Source organism: Pseudomonas fulva (assembly GCF_023517795.1).
In the GTDB taxonomy this organism is placed as follows: Bacteria; Pseudomonadota; Gammaproteobacteria; order Pseudomonadales; family Pseudomonadaceae; genus Aquipseudomonas; species Aquipseudomonas fulva_D.
This window is the reverse complement of record NZ_CP082928.1, coordinates 3,916,615-3,935,241: the sequence shown is the minus strand read 5'-3', so window position 1 is coordinate 3,935,241 and position 18,627 is coordinate 3,916,615. Positions and strand designations below refer to the sequence as shown.

Annotated in this window: 20 protein-coding genes; 2 read left to right on the top strand and 18 right to left on the bottom strand. The window is 62.3% G+C overall.

Annotated elements, in window-relative coordinates; all coding sequences use genetic code 11:
• Positions 1-2: 2 nt before the first annotated feature.
• From K8U54_RS18070 to K8U54_RS18050, 5 genes are all read right to left on the bottom strand, one after another.
• Entirely contained in the window at positions 3-1,712 is a 1,710-nt protein-coding gene (locus K8U54_RS18070) for a hypothetical protein (RefSeq protein ID WP_249907113.1), read from the bottom strand.
• A 1-nt stretch (position 1,713) separates the two neighbouring features.
• On the bottom strand, positions 1,714-2,223 hold the full coding sequence (locus K8U54_RS18065) for a hypothetical protein (RefSeq protein WP_249907112.1): 510 nt from the start codon (positions 2,221-2,223) through the stop codon (positions 1,714-1,716).
• Positions 2,224-2,266: 43 nt separating this feature from the next.
• Positions 2,267-5,446, bottom strand: coding sequence for a tape measure protein (locus tag K8U54_RS18060; RefSeq protein ID WP_249907111.1), 3,180 nt, complete (start codon positions 5,444-5,446; stop codon positions 2,267-2,269).
• A gap of 104 nt (positions 5,447-5,550) precedes the next feature.
• The gene (locus tag K8U54_RS18055; protein WP_249907110.1) at positions 5,551-5,898 is read right to left on the bottom strand and encodes a hypothetical protein; all 348 of its coding nucleotides are present in this window, start codon (positions 5,896-5,898) and stop codon (positions 5,551-5,553) included.
• Between the two features lie 55 nt (positions 5,899-5,953).
• The gene (locus K8U54_RS18050; RefSeq protein WP_249907109.1) at positions 5,954-6,277 is read right to left on the bottom strand and encodes a hypothetical protein; all 324 of its coding nucleotides are present in this window, start codon (positions 6,275-6,277) and stop codon (positions 5,954-5,956) included.
• A gap of 141 nt (positions 6,278-6,418) precedes the next feature.
• Here K8U54_RS18050 and K8U54_RS18045 point away from each other — a divergent pair, with 141 nt between their 5' ends.
• Entirely contained in the window at positions 6,419-7,303 is an 885-nt protein-coding gene (locus K8U54_RS18045; protein ID WP_249907108.1) for an exonuclease domain-containing protein, read from the top strand.
• A 57-nt stretch (positions 7,304-7,360) separates the two neighbouring features.
• Here K8U54_RS18045 and K8U54_RS18040 read toward each other — a convergent pair whose 3' ends face one another.
• Positions 7,361-8,203, bottom strand: coding sequence for a BRO family protein (locus tag K8U54_RS18040; RefSeq protein WP_249907107.1), 843 nt, complete (start codon positions 8,201-8,203; stop codon positions 7,361-7,363).
• A gap of 344 nt (positions 8,204-8,547) precedes the next feature.
• Here K8U54_RS18040 and K8U54_RS18035 point away from each other — a divergent pair, with 344 nt between their 5' ends.
• Positions 8,548-8,805 carry a hypothetical protein gene (locus K8U54_RS18035; RefSeq protein ID WP_249907106.1) on the top strand — a complete coding sequence of 86 codons (258 nt, stop codon included), beginning with the start codon at positions 8,548-8,550 and terminating at the stop codon, positions 8,803-8,805.
• 975 nt (positions 8,806-9,780) lie between these two features.
• Here the strand turns inward: K8U54_RS18035 and K8U54_RS18030 are convergent.
• From K8U54_RS18030 to K8U54_RS17975, 12 genes are all read right to left on the bottom strand, one after another.
• Positions 9,781-10,278 carry a KilA-N domain-containing protein gene (locus K8U54_RS18030; protein ID WP_249907105.1) on the bottom strand — a complete coding sequence of 166 codons (498 nt, stop codon included), beginning with the start codon at positions 10,276-10,278 and terminating at the stop codon, positions 9,781-9,783.
• Between the two features lie 185 nt (positions 10,279-10,463).
• Positions 10,464-10,988 (bottom strand): hypothetical protein, encoded by a 525-nt coding sequence (locus K8U54_RS18025; RefSeq protein WP_249907104.1) that lies wholly within the window; start codon positions 10,986-10,988, stop codon positions 10,464-10,466.
• Between the two features lie 59 nt (positions 10,989-11,047).
• Complete coding sequence (locus tag K8U54_RS18020; RefSeq protein WP_249907103.1) at positions 11,048-11,479, bottom strand: hypothetical protein; 432 nt, start codon at positions 11,477-11,479, stop codon at positions 11,048-11,050.
• On the bottom strand, positions 11,479-12,060 hold the full coding sequence (locus K8U54_RS18015) for a hypothetical protein (RefSeq protein WP_249907102.1): 582 nt from the start codon (positions 12,058-12,060) through the stop codon (positions 11,479-11,481). Before K8U54_RS18015 ends, K8U54_RS18020 begins: the two co-directional genes overlap by 1 nt.
• Positions 12,057-12,608 (bottom strand): hypothetical protein, encoded by a 552-nt coding sequence (locus K8U54_RS18010; protein ID WP_249907101.1) that lies wholly within the window; start codon positions 12,606-12,608, stop codon positions 12,057-12,059. The genes K8U54_RS18015 and K8U54_RS18010 overlap by 4 nt, the downstream gene beginning before the upstream one ends.
• Positions 12,605-12,907, bottom strand: coding sequence for a head-tail connector protein (locus K8U54_RS18005; protein WP_249910470.1), 303 nt, complete (start codon positions 12,905-12,907; stop codon positions 12,605-12,607). The genes K8U54_RS18010 and K8U54_RS18005 overlap by 4 nt, the downstream gene beginning before the upstream one ends.
• Before the next feature lie 17 nt (positions 12,908-12,924).
• Positions 12,925-13,326: a hypothetical protein gene (locus tag K8U54_RS18000; RefSeq protein ID WP_249907100.1), complete on the bottom strand. Its 402-nt coding sequence runs from the start codon at positions 13,324-13,326 to the stop codon at positions 12,925-12,927.
• A 60-nt stretch (positions 13,327-13,386) separates the two neighbouring features.
• Positions 13,387-14,583 (bottom strand): phage major capsid protein, encoded by a 1,197-nt coding sequence (locus K8U54_RS17995; RefSeq protein WP_249907099.1) that lies wholly within the window; start codon positions 14,581-14,583, stop codon positions 13,387-13,389.
• Entirely contained in the window at positions 14,576-15,439 is an 864-nt protein-coding gene (locus K8U54_RS17990) for a head maturation protease, ClpP-related (protein ID WP_249907098.1), read from the bottom strand. The genes K8U54_RS17995 and K8U54_RS17990 overlap by 8 nt, the downstream gene beginning before the upstream one ends.
• 3 nt (positions 15,440-15,442) lie before the next feature.
• Positions 15,443-16,747: a phage portal protein gene (locus tag K8U54_RS17985; protein ID WP_249907097.1), complete on the bottom strand. Its 1,305-nt coding sequence runs from the start codon at positions 16,745-16,747 to the stop codon at positions 15,443-15,445.
• Positions 16,740-16,901, bottom strand: a complete 162-nt coding sequence (locus K8U54_RS17980) for a hypothetical protein (protein WP_249907096.1) — start codon at positions 16,899-16,901, stop codon at positions 16,740-16,742. The genes K8U54_RS17985 and K8U54_RS17980 overlap by 8 nt, the downstream gene beginning before the upstream one ends.
• Positions 16,898-18,625 carry a terminase large subunit gene (locus K8U54_RS17975; RefSeq protein ID WP_249907095.1) on the bottom strand — a complete coding sequence of 576 codons (1,728 nt, stop codon included), beginning with the start codon at positions 18,623-18,625 and terminating at the stop codon, positions 16,898-16,900. Before K8U54_RS17975 ends, K8U54_RS17980 begins: the two co-directional genes overlap by 4 nt.
• Between the last annotated feature and the right edge of the window lie 2 nt (positions 18,626-18,627).

Sequence of the window (18,627 nt, the reverse complement as noted above, 5' to 3'; positions counted from 1 at the left end):
GTTTACAGCTCCAGCAGATCAACGGGGATGCCCACCCGGTACGAGCGCTCAGCCGTGGCCGTGCGCTCGTCGCGGTACTCGCCGGGGATGTCCCGCGCCTGGGCTTTGAACTGGCGTGGGTAGGTGTTATCGCTCGTGGTGAACGAGTAGTTACCGGTGAAGCCCATCCAGCTTTCGTTGTACGGCGGGGCATCTGGCCGGCCGCCAATATGGGTGGTGAGCAACGGCGCACCGCCTGGCATGGGTGGCAGATCGGTGTCCGGCGCGGCCGGCGGCGTGAGCGGGTCACTTTCGCCCCCGCCCTGGGCGATCGCCACGCTGAGTGTGGTAATCGCCGTGCCGGCACCCAGGTCAAGCACGTGCTGGATGCGCCGGCACTTGCCCTGCCCGTTCGCACGGTCGCTCAGCTTCAGGGTGTGCACCAGGTCGATATCCAGCGCCATATCCGTCGGCACCTGCCAGTTCAGCGTCGTACCTCGGTGCGCACCGTTCAGCGTGGTGCTGCCGCGGTTTAGCAAGCAGACCAGCGCTGAGAAGAGCCGGCCGTCGTCCGTCAGATCCTCGTGCCGGGAGCCGGCGTCGGGGTTGGTGCTCTCCCAGTCGTCGGCACGGCTGTTCTCCACCTCGAAGCTCGTCGACTCGCGGCTGATCACTCGGGTGGCTTCGTCCTCACCTAGAGGCGTATACATCTCGAGCTTGTACTGCTCGGTTACCGTCTGCACCCAGCGACGCGAGCCGGTAACGCTCACGCTGAGCCAGAGATTGTCGAAGGTATTGATCCAGGGTATGCCGTCGCCACAGGGGTTCGTCATGCCTGGCGGCAGCTTGTAACCCCCAACACCGCCGACAAGGGTCAAGCCGGCACCAGTAATGGCTGACTCCACCATCTCGGTGGTCGGCAGCTCAGTCGAATCGCGGCGCCACTGGCAGAAGCCCTGCAGGCCGCTAAGCCCCGCCATGCCGTCATGCGTCCAGCCGAAGCCCTGGGCCAGCTGCCACAACCGGCTGTACCGATAGTCCAGCGTGATCTCCACATAGTTGGTGGTGCCGCCGTGGGCCTGCAGCTCAAGCTGCACGCTGCCGTCCAGCGTCTGGCCTGGGCCGAACACGAAGTGCGGCTTGGCGGCGGCGTACCAGCTGGTGGTGCGCAGGTTGCCCAGGGTGTCCGCATCCAGGCTGGCCGGGCGGGTGCTCATGCGCTCGCCGGCGTAGTCCCAGCGGCTGCGACCTTCCACGGGCTCGAACACGTCCGCCGACCAGTGGCCGCCGCACAGATCGTCGATCTGCTCCAGGGTCAGGCCCTCGATGCGCTGCTGCAGCTGGTCGCTGCACTCGCAGCCCAGCACGCGGGTGGTGGCGTCCCAGGTGGGCAGCTCGAGCAGGCCGGTGTACAGGCGCGCCTCGGTCACCACACCGTAGCGGTCACGGCTGATGTAGTCGAGCGTCACGGCCTTGCCGATCCACTGCGTGGGCACCACCGGCTGACCGGGCGCCAGGTACAGGCTGAAGCCCGCCACCGCGGCGGCGCCCTCTTCCCGGTCGACGTCCAGCTGGCCGGTGAGAATGGCCGTCATGTCCACCCCGCCGATCATCAGCCGCACCCGCCACACGTACGAGGTGCCGTGCACCCGGTACTCCGGCTCAGGCTGCGGCGCCACCCCGGCCCGAAGCGTGTTCAGCGGGCCGCTGTTGAGCGGGGATCCGTTGATCATGTCAGGCCTCTTCCCAGTTGAACGTCCAGCTGTGCATGGCCGTGCCAGTGCTCTGCGAGCCCGACGGCTTGTTACCGAAAACGGAGTACACCGGCAGCCAGCTGGCCTGGTAGAGCGAAGCACCAGGCACCGCCACGGCAGTGAGCTGACCATCTTCGAAGGTGCTCGCCGTGGCCACCCACTGCTCACCGACCAGTGCCTGTGCCCAGGGCTCAACGTCCGGGCGTGGCGTGCCGATCAGCACGAACGTGGGCGACTCATCCACCATGTTCTGCACCTTGGTGCTGCGCAGCTCCAGCGGCTGGGTGTAGTCCAGGCCGTCAAGGCCGGGCGGCATGAAGCCCTGGCCGTTGATGGAGCCAGACATGCGGCTCCAGTGCTGCTGCTTGACCGCCGAGCCGTCGCTCATTCGCAGCACGGCATTCCCACCGATGGGCTCGATGGTTTCTTCGGGCGCGCCAGAGTGCGCCACGATCGGCAGGCCGCCGAGCATGATGGGTGCGAGGGACATGTGATTGCTCCAGAAACAAGAAGCCCGCCGGGTGGCGGGCTTTTTAGCTGCGGCTTGTACCGCCGAATTTTCTTGCAAGCCTCGCAAGGCCGTCGCGTTGCTGCCGATCCACATAAACCGTGTGGGTCTCGCCACCCAGGGTCAGATCAAGCGAACCGAGATGCTCAGGCCCTGCAGCCCGCGCAAGCAGCTCAGGGCTCGGTGTTGGGATGTCGGGAATACCCATGCCGGACATGTCCAGCACCCCGCCGGTGGCGTAGGCCGGCAACTGCAGGCGGTTGATCTGGTGCACCAGGCTGGGGCCGTAGTGACGAACCGCCCGGGCGTTGATGACGCCCTCGCCGTTCGAGAGCCTGGCCAGGATGCTATCGCTCGTGCCGGTACCAGGGCCGCGGAGAATGCCGCCGGTGGCGTACTGCGGCAGCGGCCCGGTATCCGGACCGAGCAGCGTGGTGCGCAGCGGTACCACCGCGCCCTTGGCCAGCTCGGTGATGAACGCGCCGAACTGCTGCGTAACAGCCGCCAGCGACTCGGTATCCACAGCGCTCTTCACCTCGACCGGCGGCGTATCAACGGCCGGCGGCAGGGGCTGCAGCAGCGCCGGCACCTTCAGCGGCTCGCCTTCGGGCGTGGCCACCTTCTTGGCGACCACGTCCACCTCTACCGGAGCATCGGTGTAGCTGTTGCCATTACGGACCCACTTCGGCTTCGCCTCAACATCCACCGGCCTATCCGTATAGGAGTTTCCGTCCCTCACCCATTTGGGCTTGGCGTCCACATCCAGTGGCTTTTGCCTGTACGAGTTTCCTTCCCTAATCCAGTTCGGATTCGCTGGTACTTCGAGCGCAACCAGGGTGGGCGTCTTCGGCTTCTGGATGGCCACCGGCTCGATCACCGCCTGCACCGTTGGTGTGGTGCTCGGCTTGGTGACGCTGACCGTGCTCGGCGTGGTCGCAGGCTTGCCGGCCGGCGAGGCGCCAGGCGTTGGCAGCGCCATCGGCGGCCTCCAGCCTTCCGGCGCTTTGGCTGCTGGGGTGGTGCTGGACGAAAACGGGCTGAAGGTGAACGATTTGCCGATCATGTCCGACCATCGCTTCATCTTCGCCGTCGCCTCGGCCAGTGCGGCGTCGTCGATGGTGGGCGCTATCTTGAAGTTCTTGAGCTCCTCGAACTCCTTTTTCCAAGCCCTGACCTTCTCGATCTGAGCCGTACGCTCCGCGTCCGCTGTGGCGACCAGCGACTTGTCCGCTTGCTCCTCGATTGCCTGCAGCCCCTTGATCAGGCCGGCAAAGCCGTAGGTGTTGCCGCCCTCCTCGGCGATCTTCATCAGCATGTCTAGGGACTGCTGGGCGTACTCCTTGGCGCGTTTGAAGTCGCCGTCCGTAAGCGCCCGGCGGGCAGCAACGCGCAGGTCCTGTGCGTTGCCGAACGTTGCCGGGCCGGTGGCGCCGTTGCGCAGCTTGTTCAGCGCATCGCTGTAGCGCTTCTGGGTAGCGATCTGCTCTTCCTGAGCCTTGCGCAGCTTGGAGTTGGCGCGGTTCTGCGCCGCCACCTGATCATTGAGCGCCGTTTTGAACGGATTCACCAGGTCGTTCTGGATCGACTCGTTGAACTTGGCGGCCCAAGCTCGCTGCTCTTCGCCGCGCTGCTCGTTGATTCGCTCTGACTCGGTTCGGCCAAGTTCCTCTGCGGCGGTGACATCCTCAATTGCGCTGACAGCTTGGGCGCTGTATTGCTGATATCCATCTGCCAGGTTCGCAATAGCTCCAGCCCCGGGAAGCAGAGTGCCCAGTTGCTTGCCCGCCGTGATAGCGAAACTGTTCAGCAAATTCAGCGCCTTCTGGCTTTTCCCATCTGCTAGATCACTGATCGAATCAGAAATTTTGTCGAGGCCAGCGGTGGCGGCAGCAGATGCGCCGGTTATCTTATCGATCGATCCAATCAGTTTTTCAATTGACTGAGAAAAGGTTCCCGCGGCATCTGCGCCAGTCACTCGCATGTTATCTGCGAGCTTGAGTAGTGCGTCAGACTGGCCGGACAGTGCTGTGACGAACTTGTCAGCCGTCAGCTCACCGGTAGATGCCATTCGCTGAAGCTCATCGCGACTTTTACCGAGCCCACGAACGAGCGCATCAGTGAGGGCTGGAGAGTTCTTCACAATGCTACTAAGCGCATCTGTATTGATCGCGCCTGTCTGCAGCGACTTGCTTATCTGGTCGATGACCGACGCAGCCTTTTCACCCTTCACACTGTTCGCTACTAGGCCCGCTGTCAGTGCGCCTACCAAATCGGTGGTTTGCGCAGCGGTAAACCCCAGATCTCTGAGCGGGCCAATAGCCCCCAGAAACAGTTCGCCAGCCTGGGCAATTGGGATGCGCACTCGCCTCGATATGTCCTCGAGTCGGGCCTGGGAGCGCTCATAATCCTCTTGAACCGGCAACGCGTTGCGCATCCGATCTTCAAGCTCGCCAACTGCATCTGCAGCATTGAAGTAGAACCCGGCCACGCGCTGCACGGTGTAAGCCGCGGCCGTGATAGCCGCAAGGCGGGCGGTTATTGCAGCAATGCCACCACTACCCCCACCCGCATCTGCCGTGGTCAGGGCTTGAATCTGCTGCTGTGTCCGCCGCAACGAAGCCTGATAGCTGATCTCGGCGGCGATGCGCTCAGTGGCGGCCATCTGTCCGGACTGCGAAAGCCGTGCGTAATCAGAGCGCAACTGCACCAGCTGCGCCCGCAACTCGCGAAGTTTGTTAACGCCGAAGGTGTCCAGCGCCCGGCTTATGGTGGCGTCCGCCTGACCCTTACCCATGGCGCCGGCCAGGGCGCCCTGCAGCCTCGTCTGCTCGGCAGCCAGGTTGCGGTAGTCGATGCCGGCGGCACGCAGCTCGGCGCGCTGGGCCTTCACTCGCTCCTTCTGCACATCGAATGCGCGGGTGGATTTGGCCAGGGCCCGCTCGGCGGCGAGCAGCTCGCGCTCCAGGTCTTTCACTGGCTGGCCGGCCGACTCCATGGCGGTGCGTAGCTGGTCGACGCGGTTCTTGGCCGCGAAGAATTCTGTGCTCGCTTTCTTGGCCGACTCCTGCGCCTTTTGCAGGGCATCGATCTGCCTCAGGGGCTTCTCGATCGCACGCACCAGCTCCACGTATTCCTTGCGGAAACCGGCAATACCCTTCTCGGCACCAGCCGTGTCGGCAGTGAGGCGCAGTTCAACGTCAGTCATGGCGGGTCAACCTTTCAGGCAGCGCTTGAACAAGCGCCAGGGGTAGCTCAGGGCGTTGGGGTGGCCAAGGCGGCCAAGGGCCGCAATGCAGGTTTCGAGGTTGCTCAGGGCGCGCTCTTTGCTCGTGCCAGCCGCCCCAGTGCGCCGAAAAAATCGGGGTTCAGCTCCTTGGATTTCGCCAGGATCTTGCGCAGCTCGCCACCGGTCAGCCCGCAAATTGCGTCCTTGTCCAAGCTGGTCATCAGCGAGAGGTCGCAGAGCCTGCAGTCCTGAAACAGGGTGCAGTCCAGCTGGTAGTAGCAGCTCTCTTCCGGCGCGGCGTCAGCGCCGGGGAACGGGTCCTGCAGCATTGCCTGCCGCATCTGCCCTACAGTCAGCTCCCTGACCACCACTTCGAGCTTTTCCTCGCCATCACGCAGGGTCACAACTGCCTTTGCAGCTGAATCAGTCATGCTTTTCTCCAGGTATAAAAAAACCCGCCGAGGCGGGTTTTGGGTGATGTAGAAATTACATTGATAGATCAGACCCCTGCCATTCGTCCTTGGCCGGAAAACCCTCAACGGTTATAGAAAAAGGGGTGCGGATCTTGGCGCCGAAAGCGTTCTGAGCGTCGACATAAGCCTGAATTCGATACTTGCACTTGGACACCTCAGTGACTTTCACCTGTGACGAGTTCGAGGAGGGAAAGTCGGCTGTTGATGGGGCTTTCAAGTGTCTCTCGATGATCCTCTGTGCAGCGCCGTAAGCTCGGGTTTCACTGCAGGTGAACTCAGCTTTACCGCATCCAGCAAGCATCGATAATCCCAGCAACATCATGGCGGCTTTGTTCATTGGCTTCCCTCCCGTTTGAGGTCGGGAATCTACCATCGCAGCGCCAGATGCGTAACCCAGGCCCAGCCTGTATGAAAGCCCAGCTACCCTATTCAGCCTTCGGCGTAGTAGCTTCCTGCCATCTCAGCAAGGAAGATGACTATGAACTCAAAGGGTTTTTTATCGATTGATGTTGAAACAGCTAATTCATGGCTAGGCTCGATTTGTCAGATCGGTATCGTGGAGTTCGACGAACATGGTGAGATCACGGCAGAGTGGTCATCACTGGTCGACCCAGAAGAGGACTTTGATGAATTCAATGTCTTTCTTCACGGAATAAGCTCGGACAGCGTCAGAGGCGCCCCTACGTTTCCAGAGGTCATCCGGGACGTTTGGAGCAGAGCATCTGGAAAACTCCTTACTTGCTATGGAAACTTTGATTTCGCTGCGTTCGGCCGGGCTTGTCATAGGCACAGCATCGAGATACCTAATGACTTAACTTGGCTGAACCTCCATCAGGTGGTTCGCCGCGCCTGGCCGGAAAAATATGGGAAAATAGGCTACAACCTTGCCAATGTTTGTCGCGATTTCAAAATCCCACTAGATAAGCACCACGACGCACTTTGCGATGCCAGGGCTGCGGGTTACGTCTACCTGCATGCATTATTCGATAGCGGCCTTGATAACCACGGCTGGCTTGCCAAGGTCAAAGACAGGATCAGCATAAAACCAGATGATCCCATACATGACGTGAACGCTGATGGCCCTCTATATGGCGAGCGCGTAGCTTTCACTGGCGCGCTCAGCATCACGCGTAGCGAAGCAGGATCATTAGCAGCTCAGGCGGGCTGCGCTGTCGAAAAGGGCGTTACGAAACACACAACACTACTCGTCATGGGTGACCAAGACATTTGGCGCCTCAATGAAACAGGAAAGAGCAGTAAGCACTTGAAGGCAGAGAAACTCATTGCAGAAGGCAAACCTCTGCGAATAGTCGCTGAAACCGACTTCAAGGAGCTGATCAAATTGGCAAAACTTATCTACTGATCGGATCTGCCAGCACCGAAACCCAGCGCATGACTGGGTTCTCGGCTATGACGGAAATCAGTCCCGCTTGCGTAAGGCTTTCAGCTGCGCGGCCATGCAGTTGCTGCGGCTGTTCAGATTGGCCAGCGCAAGCTGCGCAAACTCGAACATCTCGTCCGTTGTCACTGGCATGTCGCAGTGAACCAGCATTGAGTCGATGAACTCCCTGCGCGTCAGGATGTAGGCTCCTGCAGCAATGTCCTCCCAGCGCTCAACGCCATTGAGGTCCAGGTATCCCAGTACACGGTGTTCCCTGGAGAGAATCTTCGGGCGCGCATCCTTGGGTAACCACTCACCTTCAAGCGCGTAGGCGGCAATGAAGTTGCGGGCGCTGTCCAACTGGCTGGCCGGGATGTCGGCCGCACTGCGCACACCGAACGCGGCGTGAGTCTGCGACCAGATCTTTGATTTGGCTTTTCGCTGCACAGCGGCCGGCAGGCTGGCGACCTTTCCCTTAATCAGGGCGCCCAGCATATGGAATCCGTCGGTGCCAATCGTCTCGCCGATCAGGGTGGCCATCTTGCCCTGCTCGTCTTCGTAACGGCCGTGCTTGCGGATCGCTGGCAGCACCTCTGCGGTCACCCACTTCTTGAAGCGCTTCGCCTCGGCCTTGCGGCTGGTGAGGATGAGCGAGTAGAGGCCAGACTCGTTAAGGATACTCACATTCTGAGTACCACCAAGGGTGTCGGCATTAGCGACACCCTTCTCGTCCTCGTCGAGCCGGGCGAAAGCATCGCGGCTATTGCGTATCGCCAGTGCTTGGCACACGTCGGCTGCGACGAACCACGGCTGATCATCGATCAACATGGTGCGGACTTCACGAGCTTCGAAGCGGAACGGAATTACTTGAGCGTTTTGCATTGTGGTCACCCTGATCGTTTAGGGTTCGCCACATCTTCGCCAAAAGATGGTGACGAACCGTACGCGGGTTGGCGAACCGGGGTCAGGGAACCCGGCAGCCCCGAAGGACTCCCACGCACGGCCCGCCATAACGCGGGCACAAAAAAACGCCATTAAGGCGTCGTGCGCCTGACTTTTCCGAGTCGCCAAACCCGACCTCTGAATTTGCAGAGGCGGGTGAACTATGCACCGGGTTCGGGTGGTGGTCAAGCTATCTCAAAGACAGCTGTCCGATTGCCACTCCATCGGCTAGCGTTACCGGGCGCCGGTCATACCGACCGCCGTACATCGACCATGGAGGTCACATGTCTCAGACCCGGTTCCCCTACTTCCTCATCACCGACGACGCGAACACCGTTTTGGCTGCGCAATCGATTGCAGCAGTCGATGTATTCACTGCCAGAGGATCCATTCACTCTTTCCAGGCTGATGCAGCCTTCGATGAGGTTTTCGAAAAGCTCAAAGCATCTGGGAGAGACTTTCTTTTGATCGAGCCTGCCAAATCCGACTACCAGGCGCCCGGCGATCTTGCCGAGCTGGATGCTCGGACTACAGACGTGTAGACCTGCGCGCTCTGACTTTTTAGGAAAGCAACGTGCCGAGCGCCGCGATGATTGCCGCAGAGCTGAAACCAATAGCTGCAATCACTGCCGCGTTGGCTAAGCGCTTACCTACGATGCCAGCGTCTTCTGGATGCATCATTCCATCTACCTTGACCCGGTGTTTGGGCCTATAATTGAGCAATGTTCTGTTCCTTGTGCTGTAAGGAATGGGAATAAAAACCCTCGAGGCTGGCCGGCCTCGGGGGTTTTGCTTTATTGGCTGGCTGAAATCATTCAGCCAGAGATCGGGGGTGCAATTCAGCCCAACTCGTGCGCTTTACTCACAGCACGAGCGAGGGCCTACCAGTGAGGGGTTTTGTTTTCCTCCTGTAGATAGGGCAATTGCTGCCTCCATGATCTGTGGTTCTAGTTCCAACCGCCCGCAATAGCCCTGGCGTAGATCGGCTGCAGCAGCGCCCCAGGGAAGGCGCTTTCGGGCGCCCCTAGCTGCAGCCAAATACAAAAAGCCCCGGCGGGATGACCCGCCAGGGCTTGAGTGAATCAAGGTAAATCGGTCGGTCCACCGACCGATTGCTGAAGTGCTGATCAGTCCCGGTGAAATGGGTCCATTGAGTGGACACCCTTCCGTACGCCCAAAGCGGGAATTCCCGCTTTGGGTGTCAAAGCCGTTACTCCGGCTTTGCTTTTCATTCGCGGCTTCGCATGGTTCGCTACCCAGTAGCCGATGGCAGTACGCACATTCTGAGCACCCGCGCGGCGCTCTCCTCTAACTCTTCCACCGAGAAGAGTTAAAACAACGGCAAACCGGGAATTCCCGGTTTGCCGTGGCCACCAACTACTAACGCCAGATCTGGCGTTTGCTCACTCAAGGCGCCAGGTAGCTCCATCAGCCTGACCCAAAGCAGGAATTCCTGCTTTGCCGAACACGAAGATTGTTCGGGTTAGATTCAAAGGGTCGGCACAATCTGCCTACCCTTAAGCAACCTCAAGCCCGAGCGTCAGCTGAAGCTCATGGCGCCAGTGCTCAACCTGCTCGACCAGCTCCGGCTTCTTCCAGCGCCACGCGGCCAGCTCACGCCCGCTCAAGCTTGCAACGGCCTGGGCATCGTTGAGCCGCTTACAGGCCCTGTCGAACTGCTGCTTTTCGTTCAGCTCGCCGCGGATCAGCGCGTCGATGTGCAGGTCTGCCCAGACGGCGAAGTCTGGCGAGATCCAGCGGGCGAACGCGACAGCCAGCTTGGGATGAAGCCAGGTGCCGCCGGCGCGGCCGCGCTGGCTCTGGATTAAATCCCTCGAAACCGAGGTATTTAAATGCCGTGCCAGGGCGTCGATGTAATCGATCGTTTCCTTGTTGCGCAGCCAGTTGTCGAGGCGAAGGCCGTGCTTGGCCGCGATGTCAGTGGCATTAATCCAGCCTTCGCTGCTGAAGCGCACCGGCTGGCCTTGGTAGTTGAAAGGAATCACGTTCTTCATGGCATATCCCCTGCAATAGCCCTGGAATAGATCGGCTGCAGCAGCGCCCCAGGGAAGGCGCGTTCGGGTGCCCCCTAGCTGCAGCCAAAAACAAAAAGCCCCGGCGGGATGGCCCGCCAGGGCTTGAGTGAAACGGAATAAATCGGTCGGTTTCCCGACCGTTTGCTGCGGTGCCGATCAGGCTTTCAGGTGATCACGTCCATCTCGACGCGGAAGAACTGCGACAGTCCCGGGTCGGTGATGCTGGTGTCGAGCAGCGCTTCTCCGGTTACTTCCAGGGCGGCGAATTCGTCGCCGATCAGGCCCAGGCCTTGAGAGGCGCCGACCTTGAGGCGGTGCACGGTGACGTTCACGGTCTTGCCGGTGTTGGCCTCGTTCACGCCCTCGAACAACATGGTGAAGGTCTGGGCGCCGGTGGTAAGCGCTTCGATGGTGGCCACGTTGGCCTCAACCGTGGCGGTACCGAACAGCACCATGGCGAGGTTCTCGGGCGAGAGGTCGGTGAGGGTCATGCTGACCTCGACCGTTTCGATGCGGCGCACCTGGGCGTAGTTGCCGCCGCCGGCGGTACGGTAGTTGGCCAGGTTGATGACGTTCTCGTTCACGTTGAAGGTGAGGTTCGAAACGTTGCCGAGGTCGATCGCCGGTTCGGTCGACCCCTCTTTCTGCATCCTGACGATGCCCTTGCCCATGTATGCATAGTTGGCCATGCGGGTTTCCTCTTGGCGAAAAAAAACCGGCGCATGGCCGGCTTGTTGGGGTGGTGTGTTCAGTACCGCTCGACGTAGACCAGCGTTACTGAGCTGACGAAGCTGCGGGCGTTGGAGCCGTTCACGTCGGGCGTGAATTCGGCTGATTCTTCGAATGGTCGGCCAGTCTTGAGCGGGCTGATGTGCGGCAGCTGGCCTGTACCCAGGGTGACGAGCACGTCGTAGTGCAGATGCTGCAGATCCTGCAGGCTGGCATCGCGGCCCAGCACGCCCTCTATCTCGTAGGTGACTTCGCGGCTGGCCACTGTGCCGGCCATTTCCTTGAGGCTATCGCCTGCGATGCGCACCAGCAGATACGGAGGCTGGGCACGCTCTGGCTTCACGTCGCCGAAGCCGTACACCCTGTCGATCTGCGTGTTGAAGCCATCGGCCGGCTTGATGGACGACAGGCGCTCCATGATCGCGGTCGACAGTTCAGCGGCTCTGCTCATCATCGTGTCCTGAGTGTTTGGTCCAGGCGCCGCTCGAACTCTTTGGCGAGCTCGTCGCCAATCCATTCGATGTCGCCCTGGGTGGTCAGTTGCTTGAACCAGTACGCCAGGCTCGGGCCGAGGGCTGTGCCCAGTGATCGGCGGTAGCTGTACGTGGTCGCCTTCGCACGCCCCTTGAGTTGCCGGGTGACCTCGCTGCGTGTCGCCAGCGGCTGGCGACCTACCGAGGCCGGGTTCACGAAGCCGGCGGCGATCTTTCTGCCGTGCGGGCCGGTGACCCAGATCCGCCCGCGGGTGGCGTCGATACGGTCGAACCCCCAGCCGCGGTACTCCGGCACGGGGATGCCCGAACTGGACGGGATGATCCGGGCGTTCATGTGCCGGGTATTGGCCCGCTTGAGCTTCAGCGCGCGCCGCAGCTTGCCGGCCTTGATAGATGCCCGCAGCGGCGAGATGTAGAGCTGGTTGCGCGCCTTCGCGGCCGTGGTGTTCAAGGCACCGCGAACCATCGGCGCCACGTTCTTGGTGACCGCATCGAGCTGCCTGAGCAGCGAGTCAGCGCCGCGCAGCGTGATGGTCATTCCATCTCGGCGAGCCATAGGCCCCTCACTATGCCGTCGTTCTCATCGTCGGCCTGGTTGGTGACCGAGTACGCTCGGCCGGCCAGATTGATGCGGTCACCCTTCTCAACTCTGCCCGATTCAATCAGCGCGACTTCGGCACGGATGCGGTACTCGATCACCTGACCTAAGTCATCGCGGTAAGGCGCGTCGTAGATCATGAACACCCTCACACAGCGCGGCGGCTGACCGGGGCGCAGCAGCTGGGCCTGCTCGCCGATGAACTCGGTGGCGGTGATGGCCAGCTCGGCGCGGTCGCCGCGGTAGTCGCGGGCGCTGTCGATGTGGAACAGGCGGTGTTCGGTACGCAGGTAGCGGCCCTGGCGCAGGCGTTCGTCCCACCAAGCGCGGATGGCGACCTTGGCGGGGTTGCGCAGGCCGGTGGGGTACGGCGGTTCGGCGCTTTCCTTGGTGTCGATGCCGCACCAAAGCCAGTCGAGCTCGCAGGCCTGGATGTCGGCGTTGAGCTCCAGCAGCGTGGCCGGGGTGTTGAGGCGCCCTGCTCTCATATGCCCAGCCCCACGCGGTAGAAGTGCAGCATGTTCTCGGCCTTGGGGATGGGCGTGTAGCTCGTGCCCACCACGGACTGTTCGCGGTTGGCGTACAGCTCGGCGGCGATGATGAGGATGCCCAGACGTACGCTGTTGGGTACGTCCACGGGGTCCCCGGCTTCGTCCGCCCAGGGGATCGGGCGGTTGATGAACTGGCTGGCGTTGTCGATGGCCGCGTCCAGCTTCATCTGCAAATCCGCATCCTCATGCCCGTGCCGGATCCGCAGGTGGGTTTTAAGGTCCGCGAGGGTCGGCATGGGCATGGGATGGTTCCTTACTCGGTGCTGTCGGTTTTGGCCCAGGCCGGCTGCTCGTCAGTGGCCAGGCCACGGGTGATCAGTGCATCGGAGTGGCGCTTGGGAACGCTATAGCCTGGCCCGCCACGGCGCTTGATCTCGCCGGCGTCCTGGTAGGAGCGCAGCGGCCAGACTTCGACGGTTTGCGGGTTGGCGTTGGCCTTGCCTGCTGCGCCTGTATCGGCTTGCTCAGCGGTGCCAGCGTTCTTTTTGCCCTGCTTGCCGGCAGCCTTGCCGACAGCCGGCTTGGCCGGAGCTGCAGCGGCGGCTGGGGCGGTGGCTGGGGGGTTGGCTTGGCCAGTGGCTGCAGGCGCTGCGCCATTCGCGCCATCACCTGCGCCGGAGGCGGTCTGGGTGTTGCTGTTCTCGGTACCTTCCACGGGAATGCCCTCGTGTTCGGCGCCCGGCTCGGGCGCCTTGGGTTATCGACGAATTGAGGATCAGCCGCCGGCGGCGCCGGTCAGCGGGCCGGTGACGAAGGCTTCGGGGCGGTACACGGCGAACGCCAGGCGCTCTTCAGCGCGGATGGACACCATGTTCTTCTCGAAGTCGTCGGCGTTCTCGGTGGAGATCAGGATCTCGACATCCATGCGATCGAGGATCTGGGCACCGAGGCGGAACGCGCCAGTCAGGAAGTCGTTCTGCTGCATGGCCTGGGTCGACACAACCGGGCGGCGCCACAGCTGCGGGGTAGCGCCATCCTGGCCGTTGCCGATGATGTAGCGGCCTTCGCCGTCCTTGGTCAGCTCGATGGCCGCCCAGTCGATCGGGTTCAGCACGATGCCATCGGCCGGGAACTCGGACAGCTCTGCCTGCAGCAGGGCCAGGCGCAGGCGGTCGATGCGCTGCTCGCCAGTTACGACGATGCCGCTCGGCGCCGCATATTCCTCGGCCAGGGTCATCAGGCCTTCGAGGTTCACGCCAGTGCCGTTGCCGTACAGCAGCTGCAGCTCTTCGGCGATCATCAGGCCGTAACGAGCGCGGGCGTCGATGTAGCTGCGCAGCGCTGCGGAGTCATCCAGGATCTGCCGGCTGGCCTTGAACAGGTGAGCGATGGTGCGCACCGGCGCAGTTACCAGCTCGAAGGTGATGTCGGAGTATGGCTTGGCAGCACCTTCCGCCACTGGAGCGGCGTTGTTGGTGAAGCCAGTTTCGCGGACGTACTCGTAGGAGTTGCTTTGAGTTTCGCCCGGCGCAATGAGGTCACGGATGGTTAGGCGACGCTCCGGCGGCAGGATGATGTCGGCACGACGATCAGGCGCGACCACAGCGCCACCGGTTACGGTGGTGATCGCAGCGCGCGGCACCGACACACGGCGCGAGCCGCGGAAGGAGCTATTGAAGCCCTCCATCTGCTCGGAACTGGCGACCAACTCGCCGGCGGACTGTTGGCGTTCGTCCTGGCTACGGCCGGCGCTGGCGTTCACCAGCTTCTGCTCGGCCTCCTGCAGACGGGCCTGAAGCTCACCCTGCTTGGTCAGCATTTCGTCGACCTTGGCGCGGGTTTCACCCTGCAGCTCGCCGGATGCCTTGATCTGCTTTTCGACCTTCTCAGCCTGAGCCTTGATCTGGTCGCCAATTTGGGTCAGAGAAGCGTTGAGCTCTTTGACCTGTGCATCGAAGTTTTCGCTAGGCATGTGTGCCTCCTAATTGCGAGAGAAGGTTTTTCACCGCATCAACCGATGCGGACAGGTCAGGAGCGACAGCGCGGGGCTTATCGGTCGGGACAGCGCGCGGCGTGTCCCCGCCGGCAGCGCGAGGCGTGCCGGACTTAAAATTGGCGAACAGTTCGCGGCGCTCGGAGCGCGGCACGCCGGCTTTGGCCAGGGCGATGTCCATGGCCTTGAGGGCGTTGTTCTGCTGGGTTTCGGTGGTGGCGCGTTCGGTCACCTCGTCGGCCGCCAGCAGCCCGGTGGCCAGCCCCAGCTCGACGGCACGCTTGCCGCGGATGAACGTTTCGTCGTCCATCATCTCGGCCATGCTCTCGACCGCCTGGCCGCTGGTTTCGGCGTAGAGGTCGCCCATGGCGGCGTCGAACTCTTCCATGTCGTCGGCAATATCGCGGAAGTAATGGCGATTGCCGCCCGCCACCGTCCAGCAGTTGTGGATCATCAAGAAAGCGCTGCTGGCCACCTGACGCTCTTCGCCGGCCAGGTAAATCACCGAGGCGGCGCTGGCGGCCATGCCCAGCACCTTGGTGCTGACCTTGTGGCTGTGCTCGCGCAGGCGGTTGTAGATGGCGATGCCCTCGAACATGTCGCCGCCCGGGGAGTTGATGTAGACGGTCACGTCACGCTCGCCAATGGCGCGCAGCGCGGCGTCAATGCGCTTGAGGGTCACGCCTTCGCCGTACCAGTCTTCACCGATCACGCCATAGATGGTGATGGTGTCGGAGGTGCTCTCCACCGCCGCCTGGATGGCGGGGTTCCATTTCTCCAGCGCGCGCGGGCTCAGCTCGCTGCGCAGGCCGCGAGACTGGATCTTCAGCTTCATGGGTTATTCCTTTGGCTTGTCGGCGTTGAGCCAGTTCATCAGGGCGGCGCGAACGGATTGGCTTTCGCTCTGCTTGCCCAGTTGGTCGAGCGGCACGAGGTTGGATTGCACGGTGAGGATGTCGTCGCCTGGCTTGGAAGGCAGGTTCTCTTTGCGCCGCACTTCGCCGCGGGTCATGTTCCCGTTCTGAGTCATGGTGGCGTAATAGGCGGCGCGCCCTGCACTGTCGGCGCGCAGGAACGCTTCGAGCGAGTACTCGGCGTAATAGGTGATGCGATCCACTGCGGTGAGCAGCTTCTTCTCCACGCACTGCTCGATGGGCGCGGTGTAGCTCATGATGCAGTAGGTCAGGAACGCTAGCTGCTGCTGCTCCAGCCCTGTGCCCCAGTTGCTGCCTTTGTCGGTCTTCATGACCATCCAGGCCGGCACACCGAACCAACGGCAGATTTCTTCGACGCTGTGCCCGCGGGACTCCAGCAGTTGGGCATCGGCGGGGTTTATGCCGATCGCCTCAGGCGTGATGCCATATTCCAGCACTGGTGACTTGCCGGCGTTCATGGCGCCGCTAATGGTCTTGGCGTACTCGCGGAAGTCCGTCCGCTGCTCGGGCGTCAGTACCCGATCCATCTTGAACGCGACGGTAGGCATCATGCCGTTCTTGAAGGTGCTGTTGGCGGCGTCATCCGCTGACATCGCCGAGCCGAACACGTCGGCGCCGTAGCGAATGGCCGAGAGGCCCATCTTGCCGTCCAGGGTGAAGGCCGGGATGTGCAGCATGTTCTCGCGGCGGATCTCGCGGCGCGGGCCCTTCTTGGGCGAGTACCAGTAGCGCAGCCGGCCGTCATCGTCCGTTTCGGGCTTCACGCGGCCCGGCAGCAGGAAGTCGATGGCGATCACGCGGCCGGCGGATCGGTGGATCTCGCAGTAGGCGTTGCCCCACAGCAGCATCGAGGCGACAACGGCCTGCCAGAAGTGAAAGGCGGTCGTGTCTTCGTTGGGGCTGGTGTGCACCACGTCATACAGCGGGAAGTCCCGCGCCGTCTCGCGGCTGCCGTCTGCCTTGCGGCGGTAGATATTGAGCGGAAGGCCAGCGACGGACATCGAGATGATGCGTACACAGGCCCACACGGTTGACAGGCGCATGGCGTTGTCGACGTTCACCGTCTTGCCTGAGCTGGACTGGCTACCGAAATAGCTGCTCCAGAACCCGCCGTCACTCAGGCGAATCGGTTTGCCGACCCACTCCGTGAGGCTGGCGGCAGGCCGCTGCGCCGAGGTGACCAGCGCCTGCATGAGGCTTTTACCCATTGGTCATACCCCGGCGGATGAAGCCTGCGATGCAGAACAGCGAGCACGCGCCGGCGATCAGCGCCCAGCCGGTACCAACCAGCCACCAGACGCCCGCGCACAACAGCGCGAAGCCGGCCAGGCTGACCAGCAGGAATGCATGGAAGGCGTTCATGTGATGATGGGATTCCGTATGGCGTCGAACCAGTCGTCGTCAGTGTTGGGCGTTGTGGCCTGGGCTAGCACCCGCCCAACTGCCATGATCAGCGCCACGGCGCCGTCGATCTTGTTGTCGTTGCCCTGCTTGATCGGCCGCACGACATCGTCGTTGCCAGGCAGGTTCTTGCCGATCACGTTGCCCATGCACCAGGTCATGATGGGGTTGCCGTCATGGTGGAAGCGGCCACTGAGAATGGCGGCCTCCAGCTCTTTCATGGGCGTGGACATGTTGGTGTAGTTCTGGGTGATGACGACGGGCGTAAGGCCTTCGTCTTCGAGCTCGTGCGAGAGGCCCGTGGCACCGTGCGGGTCGATCGGGCATTCCTTCACGGCGCTCAGCCGGCCGGCGTCCTTGGCTTCTTCCAGGATCTCGCGGTAGTCCACCTCGGCGCCGGCCGTCTCTATGAGGTCACCGGTGTTTACCCAGGCCTGATACCGCTCGGACATCCGCTGGTTTTCCACGCTGCGCACGGTGTCTTCCGGTACCCAGAAGCGCGGCGCCACGCAGAAGTAGTGGATGCGGTCGTCGATCACGCGCCAGAACACGCGCGCCATGCTGTTCATGTCGAGCTTGCGGGCCAGGTCGAAGCCCAGCACACAGTCCTGCCCCTCGAACTGCTCCAGGGTCAGGCTGGCATCGGCGCTGTTGCGCCAGGCTTCCATGTTGTAGAAGCCCGCCTTCGCCGACACCCAGATGTTGAGGTGCTTGGTCTTGAAGGTGTTGGTGAACCGCGCGGTACGGATGGCACGCTGCTGCTGGCTCTCCAGGTACTCGCGGAACACCGAGATGCCGAAGTTTGGGTTGGCCTTGGCCAGCACCTTGGGGTCGGTCCATTCGTCGCCTTCGTCGATGGTCCAGATCCACCCGAAAAGCTCGTCATCCGGCACGTCGCCGGCGAGCATCTCGATCACCTGGCGGCGCAGGTCATAGCACGGGCCTTCGATATCGGAGCCGGCGGTGGTGATGATGAACATCAGCGGCTGGCGGCGAGCGCCCATGCCGGTGAGCATCGTCTCGTACAGCGCGGCAGTCTGGTGCTCGTGGTATTCGTCGACGATTGCGCAGCTCGGCGAGGCGCCGTCGCCCGGGTTGCCGATCAGCGGCTCGAAGCGGCTGCCGTCCAGCGGGCGGTTCATGTTCGAGGCATTGACCTCGATCCCGGCCGCTTCCATCAGCATGGGCGAGCGCTTGACCATCAGGCGCGCCGGGCGGAACACCTCCCAGGCCTGCTTCTCTGTCGTCGCACCGGCATAGACTTCGGCGCCGAACTCGTCGTCAGAGGTGAACATGCCGATGCCCACGCCAGCGGCGACCACGCTCTTGCCGTTCTTCCTGGGCACCTCCCAGTAGCTGACGCGAAACCGGCGAAAGCCCGTGTGCTTGCGCACCCAGCCGAAGGTCATGGCGAAGCCGAACAGCTGCCACGGCTCAAGTGTGACCAGCTGCCGCTTGAATGCCCACTCCCCCTTGGTGTGCGGGAGCATCTGCATCAGCCGCAGCTTCTTCTCGGCCTTGGCCGGGTCGAAGCGATACGGGAACCTGGCGCCCCGGCTCTTGGCCAGGTCGCAAAAATGGCGCTCAACCGCCTCCCGCACGTACTTGCAACACGGCACTTTGCCGGCAATGACACGCTTCCCCCACCGAATCGCGGATTCGACGTTGGGGTACTTCGTTGCCATGT